Consider the following 25,450-nt stretch of genomic DNA (forward strand, 5'->3'; position numbering starts at 1 on the left):
TTCGCAGGAACACAACAGCTTATTCCGCGAACCGGCCGATCCGATAGGGCTCCATCGGAATATCCGTGCCGCCTTTGGCGATGATTTCCGCCATCGTCTCGCCCACGCCCGGCCCGATCTGGAACCCGGCGCCCGAAAAGCCGAAGGCATAATAAAGCCCGCTGGTCGTGGCGCTCGGCCCCATGACGGGCTGGCTGTCGGGCATATAGCCCTCGATGCCCGACCAGACTCGGATGATGTTGAGCTTGCTGAGAGCGGGCGCAAGGCGGCGTATCTGTTTGAGCTGGCTCATCGTGTTCTGCGGCAGCACATAGCTGCGATACTCATCCGGATAGGAAGGCCCCCGCGTACTGCCGCCCAGCACGATATTGCCGCGTGCCACCTGCCGGAAATAGACGGTTTCCTCCTCGATCGGGGTCATCACGCCGACGGCGGGATGGATGGCGTAAGGCACCGGCTCGGTCACGCTCATGTTTGGGCCGCGCGGGACGATGGGCACCGGCTCGCCAAATTGCGACGACAGCGCATTGCCCCATGCCCCGGCGGTGATCAGCAATATCGGCGCGCGAAACGTGCGGCCATCCTGAGCGGTGACGAGGAAATCCTCCCCCACCTTCTGCGCGTCGACGATCTTCGTATTCTCATGGATGGTTGCCCCCATGCGCTGCGCCGCCCGGGCAAAGGCAGGCGCGGCCAGGCGCGGATTGGCATGGCCGTCCATCGCGGAATAGGAACCCGCCAGCACATCGGCCCCGAAAAAGGGAAATTTCGCCCGCAGCGCATTACCGGTGAGGAGTTCGAGGTCCAGGCCCTCCAGCCGGGCCTTGTCGGCATAATCCTCCATCGCGCCGACCAGTTCGGGCCGTTCCCGATAGCAGACACGGATATGCCCGGATTGCAGATATTCCACGTCCGCGCCCAGCAATTCCCGCGACTTGCGCCAGATCGCGATGGCGCGGTTGGCGAGGGGGAGCTGATGCAGCGCGCGCCCCTGCCGCCGCACATTGCCGAAATTGGTGCCGCTGGCCTGCCGCCCGATCAGGTCGGTTTCCAGCAGCGTGACCGACATTCCATGGCCGCGCAGGAACAACGCCGCCGAAGAACCCATGAGGCCGCCGCCCACGATGATGACGTCGCTCGCCGTGCTCATCCTTCTTCTCCGATGGCGATGGGCAGGGGCTTGACCGGCGCCTGGCCGCGCAGACGGCCGACCTGTTCAACCGGGATTTTGGCTTCGGCGGCAATGATCTCCGCCGCGGCAAGGCCGCAATAGCGTCCCTGGCAGCGTCCCATGCCGACGCGGCTGAAGGCCTTGGCCCGGTTGGCTTCGATGGCGCCGGTTTCGCGCATGACGGCACGCAGGTTGCCCGCGCTGACGGTCTCGCAGCGGCAGACGATCGCTTCGTCGGGCAGGGCGGCTGCCTGTTGGGCGGGCCAGGGGAAGGCCTTGGCCAGCCCCCGTGCGAATTTCGCATAAGTGGCGACATCGCGGCGCAGCGCCGTCATCTCTCCGCCATCGACCGGCAAGCCAAGATCGCAAAGCGCCGCCAGTGCAGCCAGCTTCCCGCTTGCCTCCGCAGACCGGGCGCCAAGGATCTTTGCGCCGTCGCCTGCAAGATAGACGCCCTGCGTCGTGGCGCGCCCGTCGGCATCGCGCCTGGGCAGCCATTGATGCGTGCCGGGATCGAAGGCAAATTCGCAGCGCGCAAGGTCGGCGAGCTGCGTCTCAGGCCGCAGATGATAACCAACCGCGACCGCATCGCAGCCGATCGTCCTTTCCGCGCCCGAAGCCTTCCGGAACCGCACGCCTTTCACGCCACTGCCGGCATCACCGATGATCTCGACCGGCGTAATCTGGTGATGCACCGGAACGCCCGCCTTCTTCAGCGCGCGCGTCAATTTGATGCCGTTCCACAGCACGGAAGGCAGCGCCATCAGATCGGGCAGCGCCTTGATCCGCGCGCCGGCTGGCGAGGTGTCCAGGACCGCAACCACCTTTGCTCCGGCCTCCGCATATTGCGAGGCGACGAGATAGAGCAGCGGCCCGGACCCCATGAACACCACCTCGTGCCCGATCGACACCGCCTGCGACTTGAGCGCCACCTGCGACCCACCGAGGCTGTAGGTGCCCGCCAGATTCCAGCCCTTGACCGGCATCAGCCGATCCGTCGCCCCGGTGCAGAGGATCAGCGCATCATAGGTCAGAGTCTCCTGAACATGGCCATTCGCCGTCCAGACCTGCCCGCCCGCGATATTCCACACCAGCGTTTCGGGCCGATAGTCGATCTGTCCTTTCAGCGCGTCGAAACTGTCGTGCAGGGCCTTCGCGCGACTGGCTTCGGTGCCGTAGAGCTTCTCATAGGGCCGGCTGAAATTGTCGGGCTGGCGGCGGTAGATCTGGCCGCCGTCGCGCCGCCCTTCGTCGATGACGATCGGACGGATGCCCGCCTTGACCACAGCCTCCGCCGCCCGCGTACCGGCCGGACCTGCACCGACGACGATTATCCGAGGTTCGGCCATGTCGGCTCCGGCTGGCTGGTGAGGATGCGCTGGCCCGAAGCCGCAAGGGTGGAGCAGGCGCGCAGGCGATCGCCAAGTTCGGTCCACACCCAGCAATCCTGACAGGCGCCCATCAGGCAGAAGCCTGCCCGGCGGCCATCGCCGAATTCGGAACTGCGCAGGGTGCCGACAGCACTCAGCAGCGCGACCATCAGCGTGTCGCCCTCCAGCGCCGTGACGGGCTGGCCATCGACATGCAGCGTGACCGGCGGGCGTTCCGTTTCGCCCAGACGAACGAAGCGCCCGCTCATGCGGCCACCCCCTGAACCTTCGTCAATCTCTCTTCTCCATGATGGCACAGGATATCGTTGCCCTTGGCAAGGCGGTGGCGCGGCGGCGCGACCTTGTTGCAGACCCCGTCGATCCGCGCCGCGCAGCGCGGCAGGAAGCGGCACAGTTCGACCTCTTCCGCCGACGCTCCGATCAGGGGGAGCGAACGCGCCGCGCCGCTTTCCTCCAGCCAGCCCGCGCGCATTTCCGGCACGGACCCGATCAGCAGGTCGGTATAGGGGTGGAAGGGCGCTTCCCGGAAGCCTTCGCGCCCGCCCATCTCGACCATATTGCCCGAATAGAGGACGAGGATGTCGTCGCAGATCGCGCGCACCGTCGAAATATCGTGGCTGATGAACATATAGGCGACGCCCAATTCCTTGCGCAGCTCCGCCATCAGGTCGAGGATCGCTGCGCCCACCACCGTGTCGAGCGCTGAGGTCACCTCGTCGCAGAGGATCAGTTCGGGATCGGCGGCCAGAGCGCGGGCAAGGTTGATGCGCTGCTTCTGCCCGCCCGACAATTCGCCGCAGCGCCGGTCGATAACCGAAGAGGGCAGGCGGATGAGGTCGAGCAGTTCCAGCACACGCAGCCGCGCCGCATTACCCGTCAGCCTGTGATAGAAGGCCAGCGGGCGAGAGAGAATCTGACCCACCGAATGGGCTGGATTCAGTGCTGTATCGGCATTCTGGAACACCAGCTGGATGCGCCGGAACTGGTCGCGGCTTCGCCCCTTGAGGCCCGGCGGGAGCGGCTCGCCACCCAGCAGCACCTCGCCTTGAGCGGCCGGCAACAGCCCGGCGATCACCCGCGCCATGGTGGACTTGCCCGAACCGGACTCCCCGATCACGCCCAGCGTCGCGCCGCGCTCGATCTTCAGGTTGATGTCGCGTAGCACGGGGATATGCGGGCGGCCGTCCTTGCCGATCCTGCCATAGCCTGCCGTCATGCCGCGGATTTCGAGCAGGGGCGCTGCAGGAACATTCGCCTGTTTCGGAGCGGATCGGATAGCAGGACGGGCTGCTGCCATCAGCGTTTTCGTATAATCGTCGACGGGGCGGTGCAGTATCTGATCGGCGCTGCCCTTTTCGCGGATGCGGCCCTTGTTCAGCACGACGATCTGGTCCGCCATCTGCGTCACCACCGCCAGGTCGTGCGACACATAGATGGCCGTCGCGCCGCGCTCCAGCACCACCGCCTTGAAGGCACGCAGCACCTCGATCTGGGTGGTGACGTCGAGCGCCGTGGTCGGCTCGTCCAATATGACCAGTTCAGGATCGGTGACGAGCGCCATCGCCGCCATCAGCCGCTGCAACTGCCCGCCCGAAAGCTGGTGCGGATAGCGCGACCCAATGGTGTCGGGAAAGGGCAGGGCCAGGGCGCGGAACAGTTCGATGGCCTTTTTCTCGGCCTGAGCGCGCGGCATCAGATGGTGGATCAGCGCAGGCTCTATCACCTGATCCATGATCGTGCGCGAGGGATTGAAAGCGGAGGCGGCCGACTGCGCGATATAGGCGATGCGGTTGCCGCGAAGCTGGGCCAGCCCCCTCGCATCCAGCGAAAGGATTTGGGAGTCGCCCACGCGGATGGATCCACCCGCAATCGTCGCGCCCGGCCGGGCATGGCCTAGCAGGGTGAGCGCGATGGTAGTCTTGCCCGATCCGGATTCCCCGATCAGCGCCAGCACCTCGCCGCGTTTCAGCGTGAAGTCGATGTCGCGGACGATGGGGAAAATCTCGCCCGCTGCATTGCGGGCGGTGACGCGCAGGCCTTTCACTTCCACATGAGGATTTGGCCCATGAGGATTTGGCCCATGAGGATCTGGCACATGCGCGGTCATGGGCGCTTCCCCTTGAGGCCGTCGATCAGCAGATTGACGCCCACCGTCAGCGTTGCAATGGCGATGGCAGGCATCAGGATCGCCAGTGCGCCTTCGCCAAGGCCCGAAATATTCTCGCGCACCAGCGAGCCGAGGTCCGCATCCGGCGGCTGCACGCCCAGGCCGAGGAAACTCAGGCCCGAAAGCAGAAGCACGATGAACACGAAGCGCAGTCCGAAATCGGCCAGCAGCGGGTGGATCATGTTGGGAAGGATTTCGCGCAGCGCGAGGTGGAAGCGCCCTTCGCCCCGTGCCCGCGCCACCTGCACATAGTCCATCTGCGCCAGGTTCACCGCCAGCGCGCGGGCGATGCGGTAATTGCCAGGCACATAGGTCACCGCCGCGATCAGCAGCAGCAGCGCCAGCGAGGAACCGAAGGCCGCGACCAGCACCAGCGAGAAAATCTTGGACGGGATCGAGATCAGCGTGTCCATGAAACGGGACAGCGGCTCGTCGACCCCGGCACCGCCCACGGCTGCGGTCAGCGCCAGCGCCGTGCCCGTCGCGCTGGCGAGCATGGCGGCTGCGGCCGCCAGACCTACGGTATAGCGCGCGCCCGACAGCAGGCGGCTCAACACGTCGCGGCCGAGATAGTCGCTGCCCAGCCAATGCTGCGCCGACATCCCGTCGAACACGTCATAGGCCACGAAAGCGCCGACCGGATAGGGCGCGAGCATCGGCCCGAAGATCGCGATGGCCAGCCAGAAGAGGACGAACGCCAGCCCGACCTTGGCGGACAGCGGAAGGGCCTTCGCCCAACGGAGGGAAGAAGCGGTCATTGCGCACGCAGCCTGGGGTTGGCGAGGATGGCGGTGACGTCCGCGATCAGCATGAGGATGAGGTAAGCCGCGCAGAAGATCATGGCGCAGGCTTGCAGCAGCGGCATGTCCCGGCTCGTGACGGCGTTCACCATCAGGCTCGCCAGGCCCGGATAGTTGAAGATGGTCTCGACGATGATCGCCCCGCCCAGCAGATAGGAAAGGCTGAGCGCCATGGCATTGACGATGGGCGCGACCGCATTGGGCATGATGTGCCGCAGCACGACGCGCACCGGCGGCACGCCCTTCAATACCGCCATTTCGACATAGGGCCGGTCCATCTGGTCGATCACGGCGGCGCGGGTCATGCGGGCCATCTGGGCGATGACGACGACGGCGAGGCACAGGATCGGCATGGCCGCGCCGCGCAGATAGTCGCCCCAGCTCATATCGTCGGCGACCAGCGCGATGGAGGGCAGCCAGCGCAGCTTTACCGAGAAGATCAGCACGGCGAGCGTCGCCACCAGAAATTCCGGCACCGCGACCATGGAGAGGGTGGCGATGTTGAGCGCCCGATCCAGCCGCCCACCCCGGTTCATGGCGGAACCAATGCCGATGGCAAGGGCGACCGGCACGGCGACCAGGGCGCTTAGAGCGGCCAGCAGCAGGCTGTTGGGCAGGCGGCTGGAAATCACTTCGGAAACGGGCAGGTTGGCGACCATCGACTGGCCGGGATCGCCGCTCACCATGCCGCCCAGCCAGCTCGCATAACGTTCGGGCGCGGGGCGATCGAGGCCCATTTCATGGCGCAGTGCGGCGACCTGTTCTGCGGTTGCGCTCTGGCCCAACGCTTCTTGCGCTGCGTCGCCGGGGAGGAGTTGCGCGATGGTGAAAACCACTACCGACACCAGAAACAACGTCAGCAGCGAGGAGGCGAAACGCTTGGCCGTCAGCATCAGCGCCGCTCTCGCACCGGACGTGGATGAACCGCCCGCCATCAGCCTTCCCACCACACATGTTCGGCGAATTGATAACCCATCAGGCCCCCGGTGGACATGGATCGCAACCCCTTCAAGCGCCGGTCGTAGCCGTCGATCAGGCTGATGAAGACCGGTATGGCGACGCCGCAGCGGTCATGCACCAATCCCTGCATCTCGCCGTAAAGCTGCTTGCGCCGGGCCTGATCCGCTTCGCCGCGCGCTTCCAGCAGCAGCCGGTCGAACCGCGGATTGTTCCAGCCGGACTCGTTCCAGGCCGCATCGGACTTGTAGAAGAGGCTGAAGATCAGGTCGGCGGTCGGGCGCGGGTTGGTGTTGCCGAAGGTCAGCGGATGCTTCATCCAGTGGGTCGACCAATATCCGTCGCCCGGCACCCGGTTGACGGCGAGGTTCAGGCCCACACGCGAACCATATTCCTGCATGATCGACGCCATGTCGACCGACCCGTCCGCCGCCGGGGAAGCATAGACGGGCAAGCGCACGCCGCTCAGCCCCGCGCGCTGAAGATGCCATTTCGCCTTGTCGAGATCGAGCCCGGTCTGGGGCAGATCGGCGCGATAATAGGGATGGAAGGGGGGGATCGGCTGGTCGTTCGCGATCGTCGCATAGTCGCGATAGAGCGCTCGCTTGATGAGGGGTCGGTCGACCAGATATTTCATCGCCGCGACAAAATGGGGATTGTTCGTCGGCGCGCCATCCTGCCGCATGATGAGGTTGGTGTAGAGGCCGGACTTGCTTTCCAGCAGGGCATGGCCGCGCGAGGCGCGGACGCGCTTGGCCGAGCGCGGGTTGACCGCGATGATGAGGTGAACGTCGCCCGACAGCAACGCGTTGACGCGGCTGACCTCGTCGGGAATGCCGATCAGCTCGATCTCTTCCAGATAGGGCTTGCCGTTGCGCCAATAGTCAGGGTTGCGCCGCGCGAGCGTCCGCACGCCGGGTCGGAATTGCGCGCAGCGATAGGGGCCGGTGCCGTTGGCGCTGCGAAAATCCCTGGTCCCGGCGCGCAGGATCAGGAAATGCGACTGGGCGAGGATGGTCGGCAGGTCGGCATTGGGACCGGTCAGGCGGATGGTGACATCGAGCGGCCCTGTCGCCTTCACTTCGGCAAACTGATCGGCGATGGTCGCCATTTTCGAGCCGGTCGCCGGGTCCTTGTGCCGCAGCAGCGACCAGGCCACATCCCGGGCCGACAAAGTCGCCCCATCATGGAAGCTGACGCCCCGGCGCAGACGGATATGCCAGTTCTGCTGGTCGCCGCTCTCGATCCGTTCGGCCAGAGCGGGGCGGGCGACCATGTTGCCGTCCAGCTCCGTCAACCCGTTGTAGAACATATAATGGCGCACATAGTCGGTCGACAGCGCGCCCTTGGCCGGATCGAGCGTGTCGGCGGTCGAACTGGACAGGCTCGCCACGCGAATGCGCCCTCCGACGCGTGGCCCGGGCTGCGCGGCAAGGGCAGCCTGTGGCAACAACAGCCCGGCGCCCAATCCGCCCAGCAGCTCGCGCCGCGAAAAGGGAAGCCCGTCGGTCAATGGATGATGTCCTGCCATTTGTACCAAAGGCCGACCAGCGGCAGGAACCAGGGTTTGCCGAAATGGCCGGGAACGCTGGGCCAGTCGAGGCCGTCCCAGGGATTGGCGGCTTTGTCCCCCGCCATCGCCCGCGCCATCATCTGGCCCATATAGGTCGCCATCTGCACGCCATGGCCGCTATAGCCCATGGAATAGAAAAGCCCGTCCTGTTCGCCCGCGCGCGGCAGCCGATCGGCGGTCAGGTCGACCATCCCACCCCACACATGGTCGATGCCCACGCCCTTCAGCGCCGGGAAGATATCGCCCATCGTCTGTTCCAGGATGCGCCCGCTCTTGAGGTCCGAACGCGGGTCACTGATCGCAAAGCGCGCCCGTCCGCCGAAGATCAGCCGGTTGTCGGCGGTCAGGCGGAAATAATTGCCGATATTCTTGCTGGTTACATAGTTGCGCCGGCCGGGCAACAGCCTGTCGATCAGCGCATCGTCGAGCGGCTGCGTCGCTACCACGAAGCTTCCCACCGACACGATCCGCCGCCGGAACCAGCCGAAGGGCGCGGCGGCGGGCGCTCCGCCCGTCGCGACCAGCACCTGGTCCGCCACGACCTGTCCCCTGGGCGTGGTCAGGCGCCAGCCCGCGGCCAGCTTGTCCAGCCCCGTCACCTCCGCGCCCTCATATATTTTCGCGCCCGCCCGCGCGGCGGCCTCCGCCAGCCCGATGCCGAAACGCGCCGGATGAAGCTGCGCGCTGGTCGTCTGGATCAGCGCGCCGTAAAAGGCGTCCGATCCCACTTCCTCGCGGATACGCTCCGGCGGCACGAGCCGGACATCATCGTCCACCTCGGCGGCGAGCAGGTCATGCGCGCGCACCAGCTTCTCATAATGTTGCGGCTTGGCGGCGAGCTTCACGCGGCCGCAGCGGTTGAAGGCGCAATCGATGGCCTCCTCCGTCACCAGCCGCTCCACCATGTCGACCGCATCGCAATGGGCGCGATAATAGACCTTGGCGATCTCCTTGCCGAAGCGGGCGGAGAGGGCGCCATAGTCATGCGCCGTTCCATTGTTGCACTGGCCGCCATTGCGTCCCGATGCCTCGCCCACCACGCGCCCCGCCTCCAGCAGCACGACGCTCGCGCCGCGCTTTGCCAGCGCCAGTGCCGCCGAAAGCCCGGTGAAGCCGCCGCCTATAATGACGACATCTGCCTTGCCTTCCACCGCGCCCCGCGCCCCGCCGGTGAAGGCGGGGGCGCTGGCGAGCCAATAGGAGAGGGGGGACGCGCTCATCGCTGGGGTCAGAGGCCAACGACCGCCGGAAGAGCGCCGATATGCGGAATTTCGACGTCGCGATAGAAGGCGTTGGACGGTTCATGCCCCCGGCCCACGAACACGCGGCAGCCGAAATGCAGGTCGCTCGCGGTGTTCTGGTCATAACGGAAGCTGGAGGATACGTGCATCATCTCTTCAGGCTTCGCGCCAAGCTGGTCGAACATATATTCGAACGCCTGCATGCGGGGCTTGTAGGCCTGTGCCATCTGCGCGGTGTAGACGGCGTGGAAGGGCGCGCCCAACATGCCGACATTGTGATGGATCTGGTCGTTCATCGCGTTGGAGAGGATGACGAGAGGAATCTTGTCGCCGATCTTGGAAAGGCCGCCCGGCACATCCTCATGCGGACCCCAGGTGGGGACGGCATTGTAGACCGCGTCGGCATCGGCCTCGCGATATTCGACGCCCCAGCGCTTGCAGGTGCGCCTGAGCGAATTGCGGATGATCTCCTGATAGGGTTCCCACGGACCCAGTACCTGGTCCAGCCGATAGGCGCCCCAATCCTTGCAGAAGGCGGGCAGGTCCTCTGTCGCCACGCGGTCGGCCATGAAGGCGCTCGCCATCTCCGTCATGCGGAAACGGGTCAGCGTGCCATAGCAGTCGAAGCTGATATATTTGGGCCGGAAATTGGGCATGGGTGGAAATCCCCCTTGTTGAGCATGGCCGTGGGGCCGTTTCGATGGGGCCATTACGGCATGGGCTGTCCGGAACATGTCTCCGATTGGCTTGGCGAGCGGCGCAGATTTGGACCTTTTATACCATGGTTTCGGCATAGTTTGCCGCGGGCCGATCGGGACGGCAATCGCGGGGATGGAAAGCTGCTTTGGACCGGCCGACAAGCCGAAGGGCGGCAGATAATGTCGACGCTTTTACCTCCGCCGTCGTCATTCCCGCCTGAGCGGGAGCGAAGATGAGGAACGGTTAATAGCCCCGGTCCGGGCGAACTTCGCCGTCCATTGGCAGGCCAGCTTCAAACTTGCGAATATTGGCGATCAACGCTCGCGCCGCGCTGTCCGCGCGTGTCATGCTGGCGATGTGAGGCGTCAGCAGGATGCGCGGATGGTCCCAGAAGGGATGCTGTTCGGGCAGCGGTTCAGGCTCTGTCACGTCCAGGATCGCCGCAGAAAGATGCTCCTCTTCTAGCAGCGACAGCAGATCATGCTCCACCAGATGTCCGCCCCGACCGACATTGACCAGCGCAGCGCCATCCGGCAGTTGCGACAGCGTGTCCCGGCACAAAATGCCGCGGGTCTCCGCTGTCAAAGGCAGGAGGCAGATGAGGATGTCGCAACCCGACAGGAAGGCAGGCAATTCCGCCTCGCCGGCATGGCAGTTCACGCCCTCGATATCGCGACGCGACCGGCTCCACCCCGATAGCGCAAAGCCGAAGGGGCGGAGCGCGCGCAGCACGGCCTGTCCCAGTTGCCCCAGCCCCATCACCCCGACGCGGCGCGCGGCGGCGGGGACAAGCTTGACCGGCGCCCAGCGATGCTCCTGCTGCGCGATGCGATAGTCGATCAGCTTGCGGTGCAGCGTCAGCACCGCGCCACAGACATATTCCACCATGCCTTCTGTGATGCCCGGCTCGATCATGCGCACCAGCCGGACATGGGGTGGCAGCTTGCCCATGTCGAACTGGTCGATCCCGGCGCCCACCGAAAAGAGGATTTCCAGCCCCGATAGCCGCGCCAGCAGATCGGCGGACGGGTCCCATGCCGCCAGATAGCGGATCGCGGCCGGATCACCCATTTCATCGGGGGTCACGAAGGCGATGTCAGGCGCTTCGGTCGCGAATATCTCACGCCAGATGCGGCCGCGTTCGGGGTCGGAGGTGTAAAGCAGCGTCATGCGGGCAACTTTCTGATTGGGACACGGCGGCGCAGGGCACGAGCCTGCCACCACATCAGCGGCCCGGAAATGGACAGGGCAAGGAGCGCCAGGGCCGCGACCATCCACAGCATCGGCCCAACCGGCCCCAGGCTGTTGCCCGCATGCAGAGGCAGGACGGTCATCCAGAGCGCGCGATTCTGCTCGGCGGGGGTGGCGCTGACGATATGCGGCGCGGCGATGGTGACGACAACGCGATGGACGGCCAGCGCATTACGCTCCGGCGCGTGGAAATTGACGGTCAGGCGCTCGTCGGTCAGGCGGAAGTCGCGGAGCCTGCTGTCGGGAAAGGTGCTTTGCGCCAAGGCCAATCCTTGGTCGATCATCGCCGCGTTGACTGCTCGGTGACGCGGCGCGGGACCATCCCCATCCAGAAGTTCCGGCACGATCAGCAACATCCCGGTTACCGCGAGAAAAGCCAGAAGCAGCGACGCCACCACGCCAACGGTGCGATGCAATTGCCGCAACACCAGCCGGAAAGCCACGCTCCAGCGGATTGCAAGATGTTTCGCCACCGGCCCGCGCCTGGGCCACCAGAAGACCAGGCCCGTCACAGCCATGGCAAACAGCCCCAGCGCATTCAGCAGCACGACGGCCATGCCCGCCTTGCCCGCCATCAGCCGGTAGTGAATCTGAAGCGCCGCCTCTACCGGAAAAGCCCAGACGCTGCCTGCACGCAGCAGCTTTCCGCCCGCCGGATCGATCGAGGCATAGCGGATTGCGCCCTGCGCATCGCTCATTTCCGCCATATAGGTCGCGCCCTCGACATCGGGCGCGAACAACCGGGCCACGGCAAAGCCGGGCAGCGCCTTCTCCGCTTCCGTCACGACCGTCCCGGCGGAAACGACCGGCCCGCTTGCATGGCTCACCATCCCGGCAGGATCGATCGTCCGCGCCACCGGCCCGCGATAAAGGAGCAATATGCCGGTGAGCGCCTGCACCAGCAGCAACGCCGCCATGGTCAGCCCGATATATTTATGGATGCGAAGCCATTGCCCCCGGCTCATTGCATTCTCCGAACAGGAAAAAGCCACCGGCGACCCTCAGGCTTGGAGGGTTGGGTCGCCGGTGGCCGATCGAGCTTAGAGGCCCGACATCAGAGCATCAGAAATCAAACGTCGCCCGAACCGTGAACGACCGCGGCGTGCCCGGCTGGACCCACAAGCTTGCATAGGAACTGGCGTAGTAGGTTTTGTTCAGCAGATTATTGACGTCCGCAGACACCTTGATCTGGTCGGTGATGTTGAACGAACCCAGCACCTTTACCAGCGTATAGCTGGGGAGGAAAAAGGTGGTTGCGGTCTCGCCCAGACGCCGCCCGACATAGTTCACGCCCGCGCCCAGCATGGCTTCATGCTCCCCGATCGAGAAATTCTTGAACAGCAGGGCATTGCCCTGATGCTTGGGAATGTTGATCAGCGGATCGCCCTTGTTGATAGGTTGCTGGAAATTCGGGTCCGTAACAGCGTCTGCCCATCCTGCGTCGGTATAGGCATAAGTCAGGAACAGTTCGAAACCAGCGGGTAGCTTGGCATTAAGGTCGAACTCAACACCCTTGCTTTTGGCAGCGCCCACAGGCGCCGAGAAGCCCGCATGAGCAGAGTCGTTGCTCAACACGTTCGTCTTTTTCATAGAGTAAAGCGACAAGGTGCTGGTCAAGCGGCCATCAGGCGTGACGAACTTGGCACCAACCTCGTAGGAACGGCTGATTTCGGGATCGAATGGGGTGCCCTGCCAGTCGGTGCCGCTATTGGGGCGGAAGCCCTTGCCATAGCTGGCATAGAACGACAGGCTTTTCGTCGGCTCAAACACCAGACCGGCCATCGGGCTGAATTTGGTATAGGCCTTGTGAGGGTTGGGGTCGATCGCGCCCGGAGCCCTGTTGTCGATATCCTGACTGAAATCGTCATAGCGGCCGCCGAAGCGAACCTTCAGCTGTTCGGTGATCTCGATCTGGTCCTGCGCATAAATGCCCCAGGCTTTCTGAATTTCGGTCGCGTTCTGAACGATGCTGTTGGGCGTGGGAACCGGAGTGCTGTAGTCTGGATTATAGATATTGATGCTGTAGGGGTTAGGCCGCGGACGGTAACGGGTCTGGTAGGTGTCGATCTTGAAACGGTCCCAATCCGCGCCAATGCGGATATTGTGGAGGATCGATCCGGTTTCGAACTTCCCACTGATTTCGCCGCGGAACACCATATGGGTGGTGCTGTAGTCGCGATAGCGGCGCTGACGAGTAAGTGTTTGGCCGTCCGTATAGAGCTGCTGGCGGCTTTGAACCAGTTCAGGGTCGCTGGAATAGCCCCGGAAGATCGTGTCCTTGTAACCGGCACCCAGCATCAGCGTCCAGTCATCATTGAAGTCATGCTGATACTGCGCCTGATGGCCCAAAACCTTGACCTTGATCGGACCATCGAGCGGCGTGCCGAGGAAGCGTGAGCTGGGAATGGCGCCCAGTGTGTAAACGCCCGTCGTCAGGTCCTTGAGCGCCACCACGCCGCGATCGAACGGCACCGCCTGGTTCACATATTCCATTTCATAGGTGAACAGGTCCTTGTCCGAGAATTTGGCAAGGAAGGACGGCGTCAGCACATATTTGCGGGTGTGGACCGTGTCGCGGAAGCTGTCGGCATCTTCCACCGCTCCGTTCAGGCGTACCGCAAACATCTCGTTGATGGGCAGGTTATAGTCGCCCTCGATGCGGTAGTTATTCCAACTGCCGCCTGCGACGCCGAAGCTGCCGAAGGTCTTTTCCAGCACCGGTTTCTTGGTGACGATGTTGATCGTGCCGCCCGGCTCGCCGCGGCCGAAGAGCGCCGAATTCGGTCCCTTCAGCACTTCGATCCGCTCGACGTTCGACGCATCGCGCGGACCGCCATAGCCGCGGCCGCCGTTGAAGCCGTTGACCAGGAAGCCGCTTGGGAAATTCTCGTCGCCCGCAAAGCCACGGATCGCGAAGCTGTCCCACAGGCCGCCGAAATTATTCTGCTTCGAAACACCGCTCGCCAGTTCCAGCGCGGTGTCGAGGCGCGTGATGTTGAGGTCGTCGAGCAGCTTGCCTTCCAGGAACTGCACCGCCTGCGGGATTTCCTTGACGGGCGTGTCGCCGAAATATTGGCGCTTCATCGCCGTGACGACGATCGAGCCGTCCCCGGCATCTCCTGCCGTCTGGGCCTGGGCACTGGAAGCGAAGGCGATGGCGGCGGCACTGGCAGTCAAGGCCAGACGAAAAGCCGGAAAATTGCGCATATTGCTTACCCCTTGTAAAATCGCTGTTCCCTTATGTCCTGCGAAACGGGGTGAGCCGGCCTGTTCTTCTCTTTCTTTCCCGCCGGACTTCTTTCGCGTCCTTTGGTTCGGGGGCCGGTCACAGGGTGATTTTCACCTCTTGTTGAAGTCAGGCTAAGTCCGTGTTGCAGAAATATTACGTCAAACTGGGTGCTCCTGACGGTGAAAAATTGTGAAATGACCTTCCGGACGGCATGAAAATCCGGTCGTGCGCCGGCTGTTTACTCTCGCGGGAAGCCCGGGAAAAAGGCCGCCTTCCACAGGGAAGGCGGCCAGGAACCCGCAGGCACTCGGGATCACAGATATTTAAGCCACCAGATGTCCTTGCGGCGCTGCTTGAGTTGCGCGAACCAGCGGGTGGGGAAATAGAGGATGGGGATCAGGATGAAGACCCAGATCCACACCCAGCGCAGATGGTCGACCCCGAACACCGTGCCCTTGGTCGGGCCGTACATCAGCAGCGCGATGTTGTAGATGACCTTCAGCGTGTAGAGATGCAGGATATAATAGAACATCGGGGCGCCGCCCAGCATGGCGAGGTGCGGCATGGCCCTGCTGTCCTGATAGGTTTCGAACAGCGCGAGCAGCAGGCAGCCGGTGCCGATGGTCGGCATCAGGAACAGCAGCGAAGGCGGATATTTGGTGAGCGCCAGGAAGCTCATCACCGTGCGCAGGGGCGTCTGGGCAATGAACCAGGGCTTGTCGCCATAGACGTTGAGGTAGCGGATCATGACGAAGCCGATGACGAGGCCAAGGCCCAGCATGGTCAGTCGCCGGATGCGCCGCTCCGGATCGCTGCCCTTCGCGAACCAGGGACCGCAGGCATAGCCGAGCAGGATCACGCCGATCCACGGCAGCACCGGATAAGTGGTCTTGAAGGCCATGCCCGCAATCTCGAACTTGTCACGCTGATGCAGTAGCGCCCAGGGGATGAAGAAGGGCGATTCCGCCGTCAGCCGGAGCGGATCGAGCAGATTGTGCAGGCAGACGATCGCCAGACCTAGCGCGAACTGCGCCGGGCGCGGAAGGTGGATCAGGCCGGCAAGGCAGATCATGCTGAGGCCGATTGTCCAGATCACCTGCATCCACAGGACCGGCGGCGGAAATATGTTCGCCTGTGTTGGCCATGCATAGCAGACGACGGTGAATTCCAGGAACAGCAGGAACAGGCCGCGCTTGAACAGGAATTCCGACACTTCGCCTTTGCTGTGCGACTGACCGTAGAGCCAGGCCGACAGGCCCGTCAGCGCCACGAAGGTCGGCGCGCAGAAAGTCGAGAGCAGGCGAGTGAAGAACAGTCCCGGATCGGTCGTGTTCGCATTCACCGGATCGGTCACCTGCAAATGCAGGAACCATGTTTCGCGCACATGATCGACCAGCATGAACAGCATGACGAGGCCACGCAACGCATCGATGGCGATCAGGCGCGTGCGCGCCTTGGCGGCGTCCATGGGGGAGGCGGAGGCCCTAAGGCCGATGGAGGGGGCTTGGCCCGCGATACTGCTCATGGCACCTGTCCTTTATGCTCTATTCGGCCTTGGGCTGGTAGATATCCTTGTAGAAGCCCACCGTCTTCACCGTGACGGTAACGGGAGTCTCGCCCTTGTTGCGGAAATACCAGCCATGGATGCCGGCAAAGGGCGCGGTGAAGTCTCCCTGTCCGCCGCTGATCTCCAGTTCCTTCCAGTAATCGGTAAAGGCATCGTCGGCGGCGTTCGGTTCTTCGCCATGCATTTCCGCCTTGATCGGGCCGGTCGACTTCCATTCGAAGATGAAGCTGTCGCCCTTCTGCATATGCGCCTTCACTTCCTGCCCGCTGTGCGGGGGCAGGGCGATCGTCATTTCATCCTGCCGCCACGGCGTGGACCGGGAAATGCTTGCCTTGCTGGGGGTGGGAATATCACTTGCACCTGCAGGGGCGGGAGTGGCGGGCACGGTTTTCGGCTTGCCCGCGACCATGCCGGTGAGGCCCAGGGCCGTTCCGACGCCGCTAGGGTCGATGCCATATTCGGCGGGCAGCACGAACAGCGTCAGGATCGCGGCCGCAGCGATCGCCGCGCCGCCGGTCGCCTTGGCCAGTGCCGCGGGGGAAGGAGAAATCCGGGCAGGAGGCGCGGATATGGTCTGCGTGTTCATGTCAGGCCCCTTGAGTGAAATAGCCGGCAAGCTGGTAGCCGATCAGAACGAAACCGGCGGTCATCAGCGCGGCGTTGGCGAAGATGGCGCTGCGGCGGAAACTGTCGCTCATGCGCCACAGGTTCATGAGAAGAAGGATGATCGTCAGCGCCATGAACTGCCCCATCTCGACGCCGACATTGAAGCTAATGAGATTATATATCATTCCATCCTTCGCCAAGGTCAACTCCTGAAGTTTGGTGGCAAGCCCGAAGCCGTGGAAAAAGCCGAAGATCAGCACCGCCGCCTTGGGATTGGGCGAAAAGCCGAACCAGGTGCGGAAACCGTCCAGATTGTCGATCGCCTTGTAGACCACCGACAGGCCGATGATGGCGTCGACGATGAAGGGATTGGCGCGGATGTCGAGGATGACGCCCAGCAGAAGCGTCGTGCTGTGCCCGATGGCGAACAGCGTCACATAGGCGCCGACATCCTTCAACCGGTAGAGGAAGAAGATGACCCCGGCCAGGAACAGCAGATGGTCGTATCCGGTCACCATATGCTTGGCGCCCAGATACATGTAGGGGATGATGTTGACGCCCGATGCGCCTTCTATGAAGGCCTTGTCATTCTCATTGACGCCATGCGCCCAGAGCGTCGAACTCAGCAGCGCCAGCATCAGCCCCAGGGCGAGCAGCGCGACCCGCCGCAGGTTCCGGGAACTGGGTGGGGAAAGGGTCGCGCCGATCATGTCCGATTCCTATTTGGTCTGGAAGGTGGCGAAGGTCTTGGCGCCGCTCTTGTCGATCAGGGCGACGACGATCTTCGCGCCCTTGACCGCCTTGAAGCCGGGCGCGGAGAGCTTGTTGCCGCCCGCGGGCTTGAGCGCCGCCTCGGTCTTGGCACCGCCCGCGCTCTGCGTCAGCTTTGCGGTATAGGCTGCGGCCGGGATCGGCTCATCCTCCTCGCTGAGGTACACGTCGACGCCCTTCGGGCCGGTGACGAGTTCGAACATCGTCTCGCCCGTCATCTGGACCAAGCCGCCATGCTGCGGCTTCATGCTGCCATGGGCGAAGGCGGTGGCGGGCAGGGCGGCAAGGGCAAGGGCCGCAAGACCGGCGCGAAAAGACAGGAACTTCATGGCATATTCTCCAAGATGAAGGCTCATTCCGGCGCGTGCGGCAGGACGAAGGAGAGCGAGGCGCGATATTCCTCATGATCGACCTTCTCGTCGGTGGTCGGGCCGACATAGATGGCCATCAGCACGTTGATGCCCTGGTTGCGCAGCCTGATCGTCGCGGTGCCGTCGGCGCCGGTCTTGGCGGGAGCGGCCTCGTCGGGATCGTTGACATAATCCTGCATGACGGTCGCCCCGGCGACGGGCTTGCCCTTGTAATAGACGCGCACCTTCATCGGCTCGCCCATCTTCTGGGGGATGTTGAGGTCCGCGGGAACCAGTTGGAGCGTGTGGCCCTCCAGCAGCGGAACCGGCTTGGTCGGCATCTGCGTCAGGTGGACTGCATATTTGAAATTATGCTCTGCCAGCGTGGCGTTGGGCACTTCATCGCGGCCCTTGTTGTGCCATTCGCCATCGGGCGTCTTGCTCCAATAGCCATAGTCCATGACCGCCGCGACGGCCGCCACCGGTTCGTCGCTGTCGACGACCGGGATCGCTCCCGCCGTGCGCAGCGAGACGTTGACCGGTGCCCAGTCGCTGTCATAGCCGGTGACGGTCTTGACCAGCGGCAGGCGCTTCACCGCGTCCAGATCGTCGGCACCCACGCCATAGATCAGGGCAAGCTGCTTTGCCCGCTGCGCGAACCAGATGCCATGGGCGCTCAACGGCGCCGCGGCGGCAAGGGCGACACCCGCGCAAAGGGCTGCGGTGATCAGTCGGTTCGATTTCATGGCAGGCCTCCGCTGGGTCAAAATGTCCTCTTGGAGAAGCAGGCTATGATAGCGGCCAGCCGTTTGATGCCGAATTGAGGACGGGCGGAAGCAGATTATGTCAAATGAGTGACGCAAATAGGTGAAGCGTTGCAACTCTGCGGAAATGGTCCGGACAGCCGCTCTTCTCCCCGCTGGCCGGAACCCCTCGCTGCATCGTCCGTTGAGAAATCGGCTGTTTCATCGAAAGGAGAGTCGCATGATCCGTCTGGCCATCATCTCGCTCGTGATCGCCGCCGTGCTTGCCATCTTGGGCTTTGGTGGGGCTGCGGGCACATTTGTCGGCATCGCCAAGATTCTGTTCATCGTCGCGATTGCGCTGTTCGCCATCTTCCTCGTCCTGGGTCTTCTGGCTGGCAAGGGCATCAAGAACGCTATAGACTGACGTCCATGACCGAGATTGGCGCTGGAGTGGACGAGACTGGCCGGCTGATACGCGACGAGGCCGGCTTCCTGCTCCAGCGCGATCTGGGCGGCACCTTTCGGCTGGTGCTGCTGCGCGTGCCCGTCGACCATGTCGAAAAACGGGTGCGGGTGCAGGGATATTATGCCGGGGACGATATTGTCGAGGTGGAAGGGGTGGCCGCTGCCTGAACGGGCTGCGGCCATATTGGCTTCAGAACCGTGCTCTCATCACGGATTGAACGAATCGCGGGGATCGCAAGGGGTCATGACGTCATGCGCGCGCACGAAACGGGCGCAGGCGCCGACGCCCCTGTTATTTTCCAGCGGAAGCGCGGTTTCGCAATAGGCGCATTCCGCCATCAGGCGGCCGACCATCCACTGGCTGCGGCCGCAACTGGGGCAGTGATTGGCTTCCCCCGGATGATAATGAATGATGTAACCCCTTAAGGCCGGGTCAAAAGATTTGCCGGTAGCGAGGTTGGACATTGGGCGCATCGTCTCTTCCTCCTCAGACATATATTATCGGGCATCGGCGTGAGCGAAGGCATGCGTTTCGCGTCAGACATGATGCAACGACGACAGTCAGAGCGAGCGACCCGTTTTTCATCTCTGCGTAGCCCGCTCCTTGAACCAGAACGCGGCTGTCCCCCAATGTATCCCGGTGCCGAGGACCGCGTCTACAAGAAAGATTCGCGAGATGTCCCGTTTTCGCGCCTTCGCATTTGACTCCGGGACGACAAGCGCTATGGCGGCGCGCATCGGGACATACCCGCTTCGACCGGTTGGAAGGGGCGCATCCCGCCACCTTGCCGTCCGGTATTTCGTCGCCGTCCGGCGAGCCCCTGGTGGAATACGTCATCCTGCTGCCCGGTCGGGGCTATGCGAGGAGACGCACAACTTATGACCGCCATCGGACAGGACACACTGGGCACGCGCGATCTTTTGAAGGTCGGCGGCAAGGACATCGCCTATTATTCGCTGAAGAAGGCGGCCGCCAAGCTCGGCGACGTCAGCCGTCTGCCCTTCTCGATGAAGGTGCTGCTGGAAAACCTGCTCCGTTTCGAGGACGGCGTCACCGTCACCACCGAGGACATCCAGGCGATCGTCGACTGGCAGAATGACAAGGGCAAGGCCGAGCGCGAGATCCAGTATCGCCCCGCCCGCGTGCTGATGCAGGATTTCACCGGCGTTCCCTGTGTCGTCGACCTCGCCGCCATGCGCGACGCGATGACCGCGCTAGGCGCCGACGCCAGCAAGATCAACCCGCAGGTTCCCGTCCACCTCGTCATCGACCACTCGGTCATGGTCGACGAATTCGGCACGCCCAAGGCGTTCGAGCAGAATGTGGAAATCGAATATCAGCGCAACATGGAGCGCTACGACTTTCTGAAGTGGGGCAGCAAGTCGCTCGCCAACTTCTACGCCGTGCCCCCGGGGACCGGCATCTGCCACCAGGTGAATCTGGAAAATATCGCGCAGGCCGTCTGGTCGAGCACCGGCCCCGACGGCGTCACCGTCGCCTATCCCGATACCTGCGTCGGTACCGACAGCCACACCACCATGATCAACGGCCTGGGCGTTCTGGGCTGGGGCGTGGGCGGCATCGAGGCCGAGGCCGCGATGCTGGGCCAGCCCGTCTCCATGCTCATCCCCGAAGTCGTCGGCTTCAAGCTGACCGGCGAACTGAAGGAAGGCGTGACCGCCACCGACCTGGTGCTGACCTGCACCCAGATGCTGCGCGCCAAGGGCGTGGTCGGCCGCTTCGTCGAATATTTCGGCCCCGGTCTTGCCTCGCTATCGCTGGCCGACCGTGCGACGCTGGCCAACATGGCGCCGGAATATGGCGCGACCTGCGGCTTCTTCGGCATCGATGACAAGACGCTGGACTATATGCGTCTCACCGGCCGTGCCGATGAGAATATCGCGCTGGTCGAAGCCTATGCCAAGGAGCAGGGCTTCTGGATCGATCCCGCCGTCGAGCCGGTCTTCACCGACACGCTGGAACTGGACCTCGCCACTGTCGTCCCCAGCCTTGCCGGTCCGAAGCGTCCGCAGGACCGCGTGTCGCTGCCGGAAGTCGACGACGTGTTCAACGCGGACATGGCCAACACCTACAAGAAGGCGCAGCAGCGCGTTCCCGTCGAGGGCAAGGATTTCGACATTGGCGACGGCGACGTCACCATCGCCGCGATCACGAGCTGCACCAACACGTCGAACCCCGGCGTGCTGGTCGCCGCCGGTCTCGTCGCCAAGAAGGCGAACGAACTGGGCCTGAAGCCCAAGCCCTGGGTCAAGACCTCGCTCGCTCCCGGTTCGCAGGTCGTCACCGACTATCTGGAAAAGGCCGGTCTTCAGTCGCACCTCGATGCCGTCGGCTTCAACCTGGTCGGTTATGGCTGCACCACCTGCATCGGCAACTCCGGCCCGCTGGCCGAGCCGATCAGCAAGGCGATCAACGAAAATGGCCTGGTTGCGGCCGCCGTCATCTCCGGCAACCGCAACTTCGAAGGCCGCGTGTCGCCCGACGTGCGCGCCAACTTCCTCGCCTCGCCGCCGCTGGTCGTCGCCTACGCGCTCAAGGGCACGGTGGTGGAGGATTTCATCACCACCCCGATCGGGCAGGGCAAGGACGGTCAGGACGTGTTCCTGAAGGATATCTGGCCCACCAATGACGAGGTCGCCTCGACCATGGCCGGCTGCATGGATCGCCCGATGTTCCAGGCCCGCTACGCCAACGTCTACAAGGGCGACGCCCACTGGCAGGCGATCGAGGTCACGGGTTCGGACACCTATCAGTGGCGCGCCGGGTCGACCTATGTCGCCAACCCGCCCTATTTCGAGGGCCTGACCATGACCCCGAAGCCGGTCACGGACATCATCGAAGCCAAGCCGCTGGCGATCTTCGGCGATTCGATCACCACCGACCACATCTCGCCCGCAGGGTCCATCAAGGCGACTTCGCCGGCCGGCAAGTGGCTGTCGGAGCATCAGGTGGCGCAGGCCGACTATAACAGCTATGGCGCGCGTCGCGGCCATCACGAAGTCATGATGCGCGGCACCTTCGCCAATATCCGCATCAAGAACCTGATGCTGGATGGCGTCGAGGGTGGCATGACCCGCTATGAAGGCGAAGTCATGCCGATCTACGACGCGGCGATGAAGCACAAGGCCGACGGTACGCCGCTGGTCGTCATCGGCGGCAAGGAATATGGCACCGGATCGTCGCGCGACTGGGCGGCGAAGGGCACCAACCTGCTGGGCGTCCGCGCCGTGATCGTCGAAAGCTTCGAGCGCATCCACCGTTCGAACCTGGTCGGCATGGGCGTGCTGCCGCTGCAGTTCAAGAATGGCGAGAGCAAGGACACGTTCGGCTTCACCGGCGACGAAACGTTCACCATCCAGAATGTCGCGGGCCTGAAGCCGCGCCAGGATGTGGATGTGATCGTGAAGCGCGCCGACGGCTCGACCTTCACCTTCACCGCGCTGTGCCGCATCGATACCGTCAACGAACTGGATTATTTCCTGAACGGCGGCATCCTGCAATATGTCCTGCGCAAGCTGGCCGCCTGATCGGCTGACGCGCTGAGTTGAAATCAAGGGCTTCCGCCGTTGCGGGAGCCCTTTTTCTTTCAGGGTCGAGAAGGTCGCACGGCCGCTGAATCATACCGCCTTTTTTCGCCAAAACCGTACCATTTCCGTCATATTCGGTGCGGAGTTGTAACATTGTCACGCTAAGGATTCGCTCCTGAGGGAAACAGCTCAGGGGTCGTATCATGAACGCCATCACACGCCTGCCTTTCCTGGCAGACGTTGGCTTGTCGGAGGGGGATGACGCCGACGACAGGTTCACCATCCCCGAACGGGAAGGAAAGCGTCGGCGCTATCGCACCATCTGGATTTCCGACATCCATCTCGGCACGCGCGGCTGCAATGCGAAGATGCTGATCGACTTTCTCGACAGTGTCGACAGCGACACCATGTATCTGGTGGGCGACATCATCGACGGCTGGCGGCTGAAGAAGCGCTTCTACTGGCCCGCCGCGCATAATGACGTGGTGTGGCGCGTCATGAAGCGCGCCAAGCGTGGCACCCGCGTCGTCTATATTCCCGGCAATCATGACGAGATGTTCCGCCAGTTCACCGGCCTCAGCTTCGGCGGCGTGGAAATCCGGCGCAAGGCGATCCATGAAACCGCTGACGGCCGCAAGCTGCTGGTGCTGCACGGCGACGAGTTCGACACGATCATGCTCGCCCATCGCTGGCTCGCCTTCATCGGCGACGCTGCCTACACCATGCTGATGCGCGTCAACATCGTCGTGAATGCGGTGCGCCAGCGCATGGGCCTGCCCTATTGGTCGCTCAGCAAAATGGCCAAGCACAAGGTCAAGAACGCCGTGGAGTTCATCTCCCGCTTCGAGGAGGTGGTGGCGCATGAAGCCGGTTCGCGCGGCGTCGACGGCGTGGTCTGCGGCCATATCCACAATGCCGAGATCCGCGAGATAGCGGGCGTTCAATATTATAATGACGGCGACTGGGTCGAAGGCTGCACCGCGCTGGTCGAGCATTTCGACGGCCGGATGGAGGTGCTGCACTGGGCCGACGAAATCGCCCAGCGCGCCGCCGACGAACCCGCACGCATAGCGGCCTGACACGATGCGCGTCGCTATCGTCACCGATGCCTGGAGCCCGCAGGTCAACGGCGTCGTCCGCACGCTTCAGACCATGCAGGCGGAACTGGAGCGGATGGGGCATCAGGTAAAGGTGATCTCACCCGACCTGTTCGGTTCGATTCCGTGCCCGACCTATCCCGAGATCCGGCTCGCCTTCGCGCGATCGACCGTGGTGGGCCAGATGATCGCGGCCTTCCGCCCCGATGCGATCCACCTCGCCACCGAAGGTCCGCTCTGCCTGGCCGCGCGGCGCTGGTGCCTGCGCAGCGGCATTCGCTTTACCACTGCCTATCATACCCATTTCCCGGACTATGTGGCGCAGCGCACCGGTCTGCCCGCATCCTGGTTCTGGCGCTATATCCGCTGGTTTCACGGCCCGGCCGAGGCGGTGCTGGTATCGACCCGCTCGGTGCGGCAGCAATTGCGCGCCCATGGCCTGGCGCAGGTCCGCGCCTGGGGCAGGGGCGTGGACCTTGCCGCCTTCACCCCGCAAGCGCCGCCGCCAACAGCCTATGCCGGTTTGCCGCGCCCGATCCAGCTCTATGTCGGGCGCGTCGCGGTCGAGAAGAATCTCGAAGCCTTCCTGGCCAGCGATCATCCCGGCACCAAGGTCGTCGTCGGTGACGGCCCCGCCCGCGCCATGCTGGAAAAGGCCTATCCGCAGGCCCGTTTCCTGGGCGCGCTGTTCGGTGCTGACCTCGCTGGCGCCTATGCCGGCGCCGACGTGTTCGTCTTCCCCAGCCGCACCGATACGTTCGGTCTGGTGATGATAGAGGCGCTGGCCTGCGGCACGCCCGTGGCCGCCTATCCCGTCACTGGCCCCATCGATATCGTGACCCCTCAGACCGGCGCCCTGTCCGACCGGCTGGGGGATGCCATCGCCGTTGCGCTGACCTGCGATCGCCGGGCCTGTGCCGCCTATGGCCAGAGCTTCAGCTGGGAACGCAGCGCGCGGGAATTTCTGAACGGCCTGCACAATATCGACCCGGAACTGCTGGACAACGCGGCCTGACGCTTTTCCTTGCCGTTGGGGGCGGGATGCACTATCTCAGGTCGGGCGTGGCCGCCCTGCTTGGGCGGCCCTTGTCGTTTTTAAGTGCGGAGAATTCCCGTGTCCCAGCCTCTCATGCCCCATGCGACTGCCAGCTGGCTGGTCGATAACACCGCGTTGAGCTTCGATCAGATCGCGGAATTTTGCGGGCTGCATATCCTGGAAGTCCAGGCGATCGCCGACGATACCGCAGGCATCAAATATACCGGCCGCGATCCGGTCCGCGCTCATGAAATCACCATGGAGGAAATCCACAAGGGCGAAAGCAACCCGGATTACCGCCTCAAGATGCTGAAGGGGCCGGAACCGGTCCGCCGCACCAAGGGGCCGCGCTACACCCCGGTCAGCAAGCGCCAGGACAAGCCCGACGGCATCGCCTGGATCCTGCGCAACCATCCGGAGATTTCGGACGGCGCCATCGGCAAGCTGATCGGCACCACCCGCACCACCATCGCCGCGATCCGCGACCGCACCCATTGGAACATCTCCAACATCGTGCCCAAGGATCCGGTGACGCTCGGTCTCTGCTCGCAGCGGGAACTGGACGCCCTGGTGGCCAAGGCCGCGAAGAAGGCGGGCATCGAAGCCCCCACCGATTCGCGTCTGGATGGCGACCGGGAGGCGCTCATCAACGAACTGCGCCGTGAGCGCGAGGACGCCACCCGCCGCGCGGAAGAAGCATTGAAGGCTGAATCCAACCTGATTTCGGACGCCGCCAAGATCCTGGATCCGTTCAGCGACAATCAGGGCCACGTATGAAGCCGTA

At 63.7% G+C, this 25,450-nt stretch carries 24 protein-coding genes; 6 read left to right on the top strand and 18 right to left on the bottom strand.

Features of this window, described 5'->3' with window-relative positions; genetic code table 11:
• Window positions 1–19 precede the first annotated feature (19 nt).
• The 17 genes from MJ601_RS14895 to MJ601_RS14975 all read right to left on the bottom strand — a co-directional run bounded on the left by MJ601_RS14895 (window position 20) and on the right by MJ601_RS14975 (window position 18,519).
• Complete coding sequence (locus tag MJ601_RS14895) at window positions 20–1,150, bottom strand: NAD(P)/FAD-dependent oxidoreductase (RefSeq protein ID WP_242127790.1); 1,131 nt, start codon at window positions 1,148–1,150, stop codon at window positions 20–22.
• A complete protein-coding gene (locus tag MJ601_RS14900; protein WP_242127791.1) occupies window positions 1,147–2,520 on the bottom strand; it encodes an FAD/NAD(P)-dependent oxidoreductase in 1,374 nt (457 codons plus the stop codon). Before MJ601_RS14900 ends, MJ601_RS14895 begins: the two co-directional genes overlap by 4 nt.
• Window positions 2,502–2,810 carry a (2Fe-2S)-binding protein gene (locus MJ601_RS14905; protein ID WP_242127792.1) on the bottom strand — a complete coding sequence of 103 codons (309 nt, stop codon included), beginning with the start codon at window positions 2,808–2,810 and terminating at the stop codon, window positions 2,502–2,504. Before MJ601_RS14905 ends, MJ601_RS14900 begins: the two co-directional genes overlap by 19 nt.
• Window positions 2,807–4,669 (bottom strand): ABC transporter ATP-binding protein, encoded by a 1,863-nt coding sequence (locus MJ601_RS14910; RefSeq protein WP_242127793.1) that lies wholly within the window; start codon window positions 4,667–4,669, stop codon window positions 2,807–2,809. Before MJ601_RS14910 ends, MJ601_RS14905 begins: the two co-directional genes overlap by 4 nt.
• Window positions 4,666–5,487, bottom strand: a complete 822-nt coding sequence (locus MJ601_RS14915) for an ABC transporter permease (RefSeq protein WP_242127794.1) — start codon at window positions 5,485–5,487, stop codon at window positions 4,666–4,668. The genes MJ601_RS14910 and MJ601_RS14915 overlap by 4 nt, the downstream gene beginning before the upstream one ends.
• Window positions 5,484–6,464 carry an ABC transporter permease gene (locus MJ601_RS14920; RefSeq protein ID WP_242127795.1) on the bottom strand — a complete coding sequence of 327 codons (981 nt, stop codon included), beginning with the start codon at window positions 6,462–6,464 and terminating at the stop codon, window positions 5,484–5,486. The genes MJ601_RS14915 and MJ601_RS14920 overlap by 4 nt, the downstream gene beginning before the upstream one ends.
• Window positions 6,464–7,999, bottom strand: coding sequence for an ABC transporter substrate-binding protein (locus tag MJ601_RS14925; RefSeq protein ID WP_242127796.1), 1,536 nt, complete (start codon window positions 7,997–7,999; stop codon window positions 6,464–6,466). Before MJ601_RS14925 ends, MJ601_RS14920 begins: the two co-directional genes overlap by 1 nt.
• Window positions 7,996–9,279 carry an NAD(P)/FAD-dependent oxidoreductase gene (locus tag MJ601_RS14930; RefSeq protein WP_242127797.1) on the bottom strand — a complete coding sequence of 428 codons (1,284 nt, stop codon included), beginning with the start codon at window positions 9,277–9,279 and terminating at the stop codon, window positions 7,996–7,998. Before MJ601_RS14930 ends, MJ601_RS14925 begins: the two co-directional genes overlap by 4 nt.
• 8 nt (window positions 9,280–9,287) lie before the next feature.
• The gene (locus MJ601_RS14935; RefSeq protein WP_242127798.1) at window positions 9,288–9,956 is read right to left on the bottom strand and encodes a haloacid dehalogenase type II; all 669 of its coding nucleotides are present in this window, start codon (window positions 9,954–9,956) and stop codon (window positions 9,288–9,290) included.
• 286 nt (window positions 9,957–10,242) lie between these two features.
• Window positions 10,243–11,169 carry a 2-hydroxyacid dehydrogenase gene (locus tag MJ601_RS14940; protein WP_242127799.1) on the bottom strand — a complete coding sequence of 309 codons (927 nt, stop codon included), beginning with the start codon at window positions 11,167–11,169 and terminating at the stop codon, window positions 10,243–10,245.
• A complete protein-coding gene (locus MJ601_RS14945; protein WP_242127800.1) occupies window positions 11,166–12,215 on the bottom strand; it encodes a PepSY-associated TM helix domain-containing protein in 1,050 nt (349 codons plus the stop codon). Before MJ601_RS14945 ends, MJ601_RS14940 begins: the two co-directional genes overlap by 4 nt.
• Before the next feature lie 97 nt (window positions 12,216–12,312).
• A complete protein-coding gene (locus MJ601_RS14950; RefSeq protein WP_242127801.1) occupies window positions 12,313–14,457 on the bottom strand; it encodes a TonB-dependent siderophore receptor in 2,145 nt (714 codons plus the stop codon).
• Window positions 14,458–14,792: 335 nt separating this feature from the next.
• The gene (locus tag MJ601_RS14955; RefSeq protein WP_242127802.1) at window positions 14,793–16,004 is read right to left on the bottom strand and encodes an acetyltransferase domain-containing protein; all 1,212 of its coding nucleotides are present in this window, start codon (window positions 16,002–16,004) and stop codon (window positions 14,793–14,795) included.
• A gap of 19 nt (window positions 16,005–16,023) precedes the next feature.
• Window positions 16,024–16,632, bottom strand: coding sequence for a hypothetical protein (locus MJ601_RS14960; protein WP_242127803.1), 609 nt, complete (start codon window positions 16,630–16,632; stop codon window positions 16,024–16,026).
• 1 nt (window position 16,633) lies between these two features.
• Window positions 16,634–17,362, bottom strand: coding sequence for a HupE/UreJ family protein (locus MJ601_RS14965; RefSeq protein WP_242127805.1), 729 nt, complete (start codon window positions 17,360–17,362; stop codon window positions 16,634–16,636).
• A 9-nt stretch (window positions 17,363–17,371) separates the two neighbouring features.
• Entirely contained in the window at window positions 17,372–17,752 is a 381-nt protein-coding gene (locus MJ601_RS14970) for a hypothetical protein (protein ID WP_242127807.1), read from the bottom strand.
• A gap of 23 nt (window positions 17,753–17,775) precedes the next feature.
• Window positions 17,776–18,519: a DUF4198 domain-containing protein gene (locus tag MJ601_RS14975; protein ID WP_242127809.1), complete on the bottom strand. Its 744-nt coding sequence runs from the start codon at window positions 18,517–18,519 to the stop codon at window positions 17,776–17,778.
• A 238-nt stretch (window positions 18,520–18,757) separates the two neighbouring features.
• Here MJ601_RS14975 and MJ601_RS14980 point away from each other — a divergent pair, with 238 nt between their 5' ends.
• Both MJ601_RS14980 and MJ601_RS14985 read left to right on the top strand, forming a co-directional pair.
• Window positions 18,758–18,943, top strand: coding sequence for a DUF1328 domain-containing protein (locus MJ601_RS14980; protein WP_242127810.1), 186 nt, complete (start codon window positions 18,758–18,760; stop codon window positions 18,941–18,943).
• A gap of 5 nt (window positions 18,944–18,948) precedes the next feature.
• Window positions 18,949–19,152, top strand: coding sequence for a DUF5818 domain-containing protein (locus MJ601_RS14985; protein ID WP_242127812.1), 204 nt, complete (start codon window positions 18,949–18,951; stop codon window positions 19,150–19,152).
• A gap of 39 nt (window positions 19,153–19,191) precedes the next feature.
• Here the strand turns inward: MJ601_RS14985 and MJ601_RS14990 are convergent, their stop codons facing one another.
• A complete protein-coding gene (locus tag MJ601_RS14990) occupies window positions 19,192–19,449 on the bottom strand; it encodes a hypothetical protein (RefSeq protein ID WP_242127813.1) in 258 nt (85 codons plus the stop codon).
• Window positions 19,450–19,863: 414 nt separating this feature from the next.
• On the opposite strand from MJ601_RS14990, the gene acnA reads away from it, so the two are divergent.
• The 4 genes from acnA (at window position 19,864) to MJ601_RS15010 (ending at window position 25,443) form a co-directional block, all read left to right on the top strand.
• Window positions 19,864–22,533 (top strand): aconitate hydratase AcnA, encoded by a 2,670-nt coding sequence (acnA, locus tag MJ601_RS14995; protein ID WP_242127815.1) that lies wholly within the window; start codon window positions 19,864–19,866, stop codon window positions 22,531–22,533.
• Window positions 22,534–22,736: 203 nt separating this feature from the next.
• Window positions 22,737–23,612, top strand: a complete 876-nt coding sequence (locus MJ601_RS15000) for a UDP-2,3-diacylglucosamine diphosphatase (RefSeq protein WP_242127817.1) — start codon at window positions 22,737–22,739, stop codon at window positions 23,610–23,612.
• Between the two features lie 4 nt (window positions 23,613–23,616).
• Complete coding sequence (locus MJ601_RS15005; protein WP_242127819.1) at window positions 23,617–24,645, top strand: glycosyltransferase family 4 protein; 1,029 nt, start codon at window positions 23,617–23,619, stop codon at window positions 24,643–24,645.
• Between the two features lie 114 nt (window positions 24,646–24,759).
• The gene (locus tag MJ601_RS15010) at window positions 24,760–25,443 is read left to right on the top strand and encodes a DUF1013 domain-containing protein (protein WP_242127908.1); all 684 of its coding nucleotides are present in this window, start codon (window positions 24,760–24,762) and stop codon (window positions 25,441–25,443) included.
• The last annotated feature ends 7 nt before the right edge of the window (window positions 25,444–25,450 follow it).

The sequence above is a fragment of the Sphingobium trunci genome, from assembly GCF_022664535.1.
GTDB lineage: Bacteria > Pseudomonadota > Alphaproteobacteria > Sphingomonadales > Sphingomonadaceae > Sphingobium.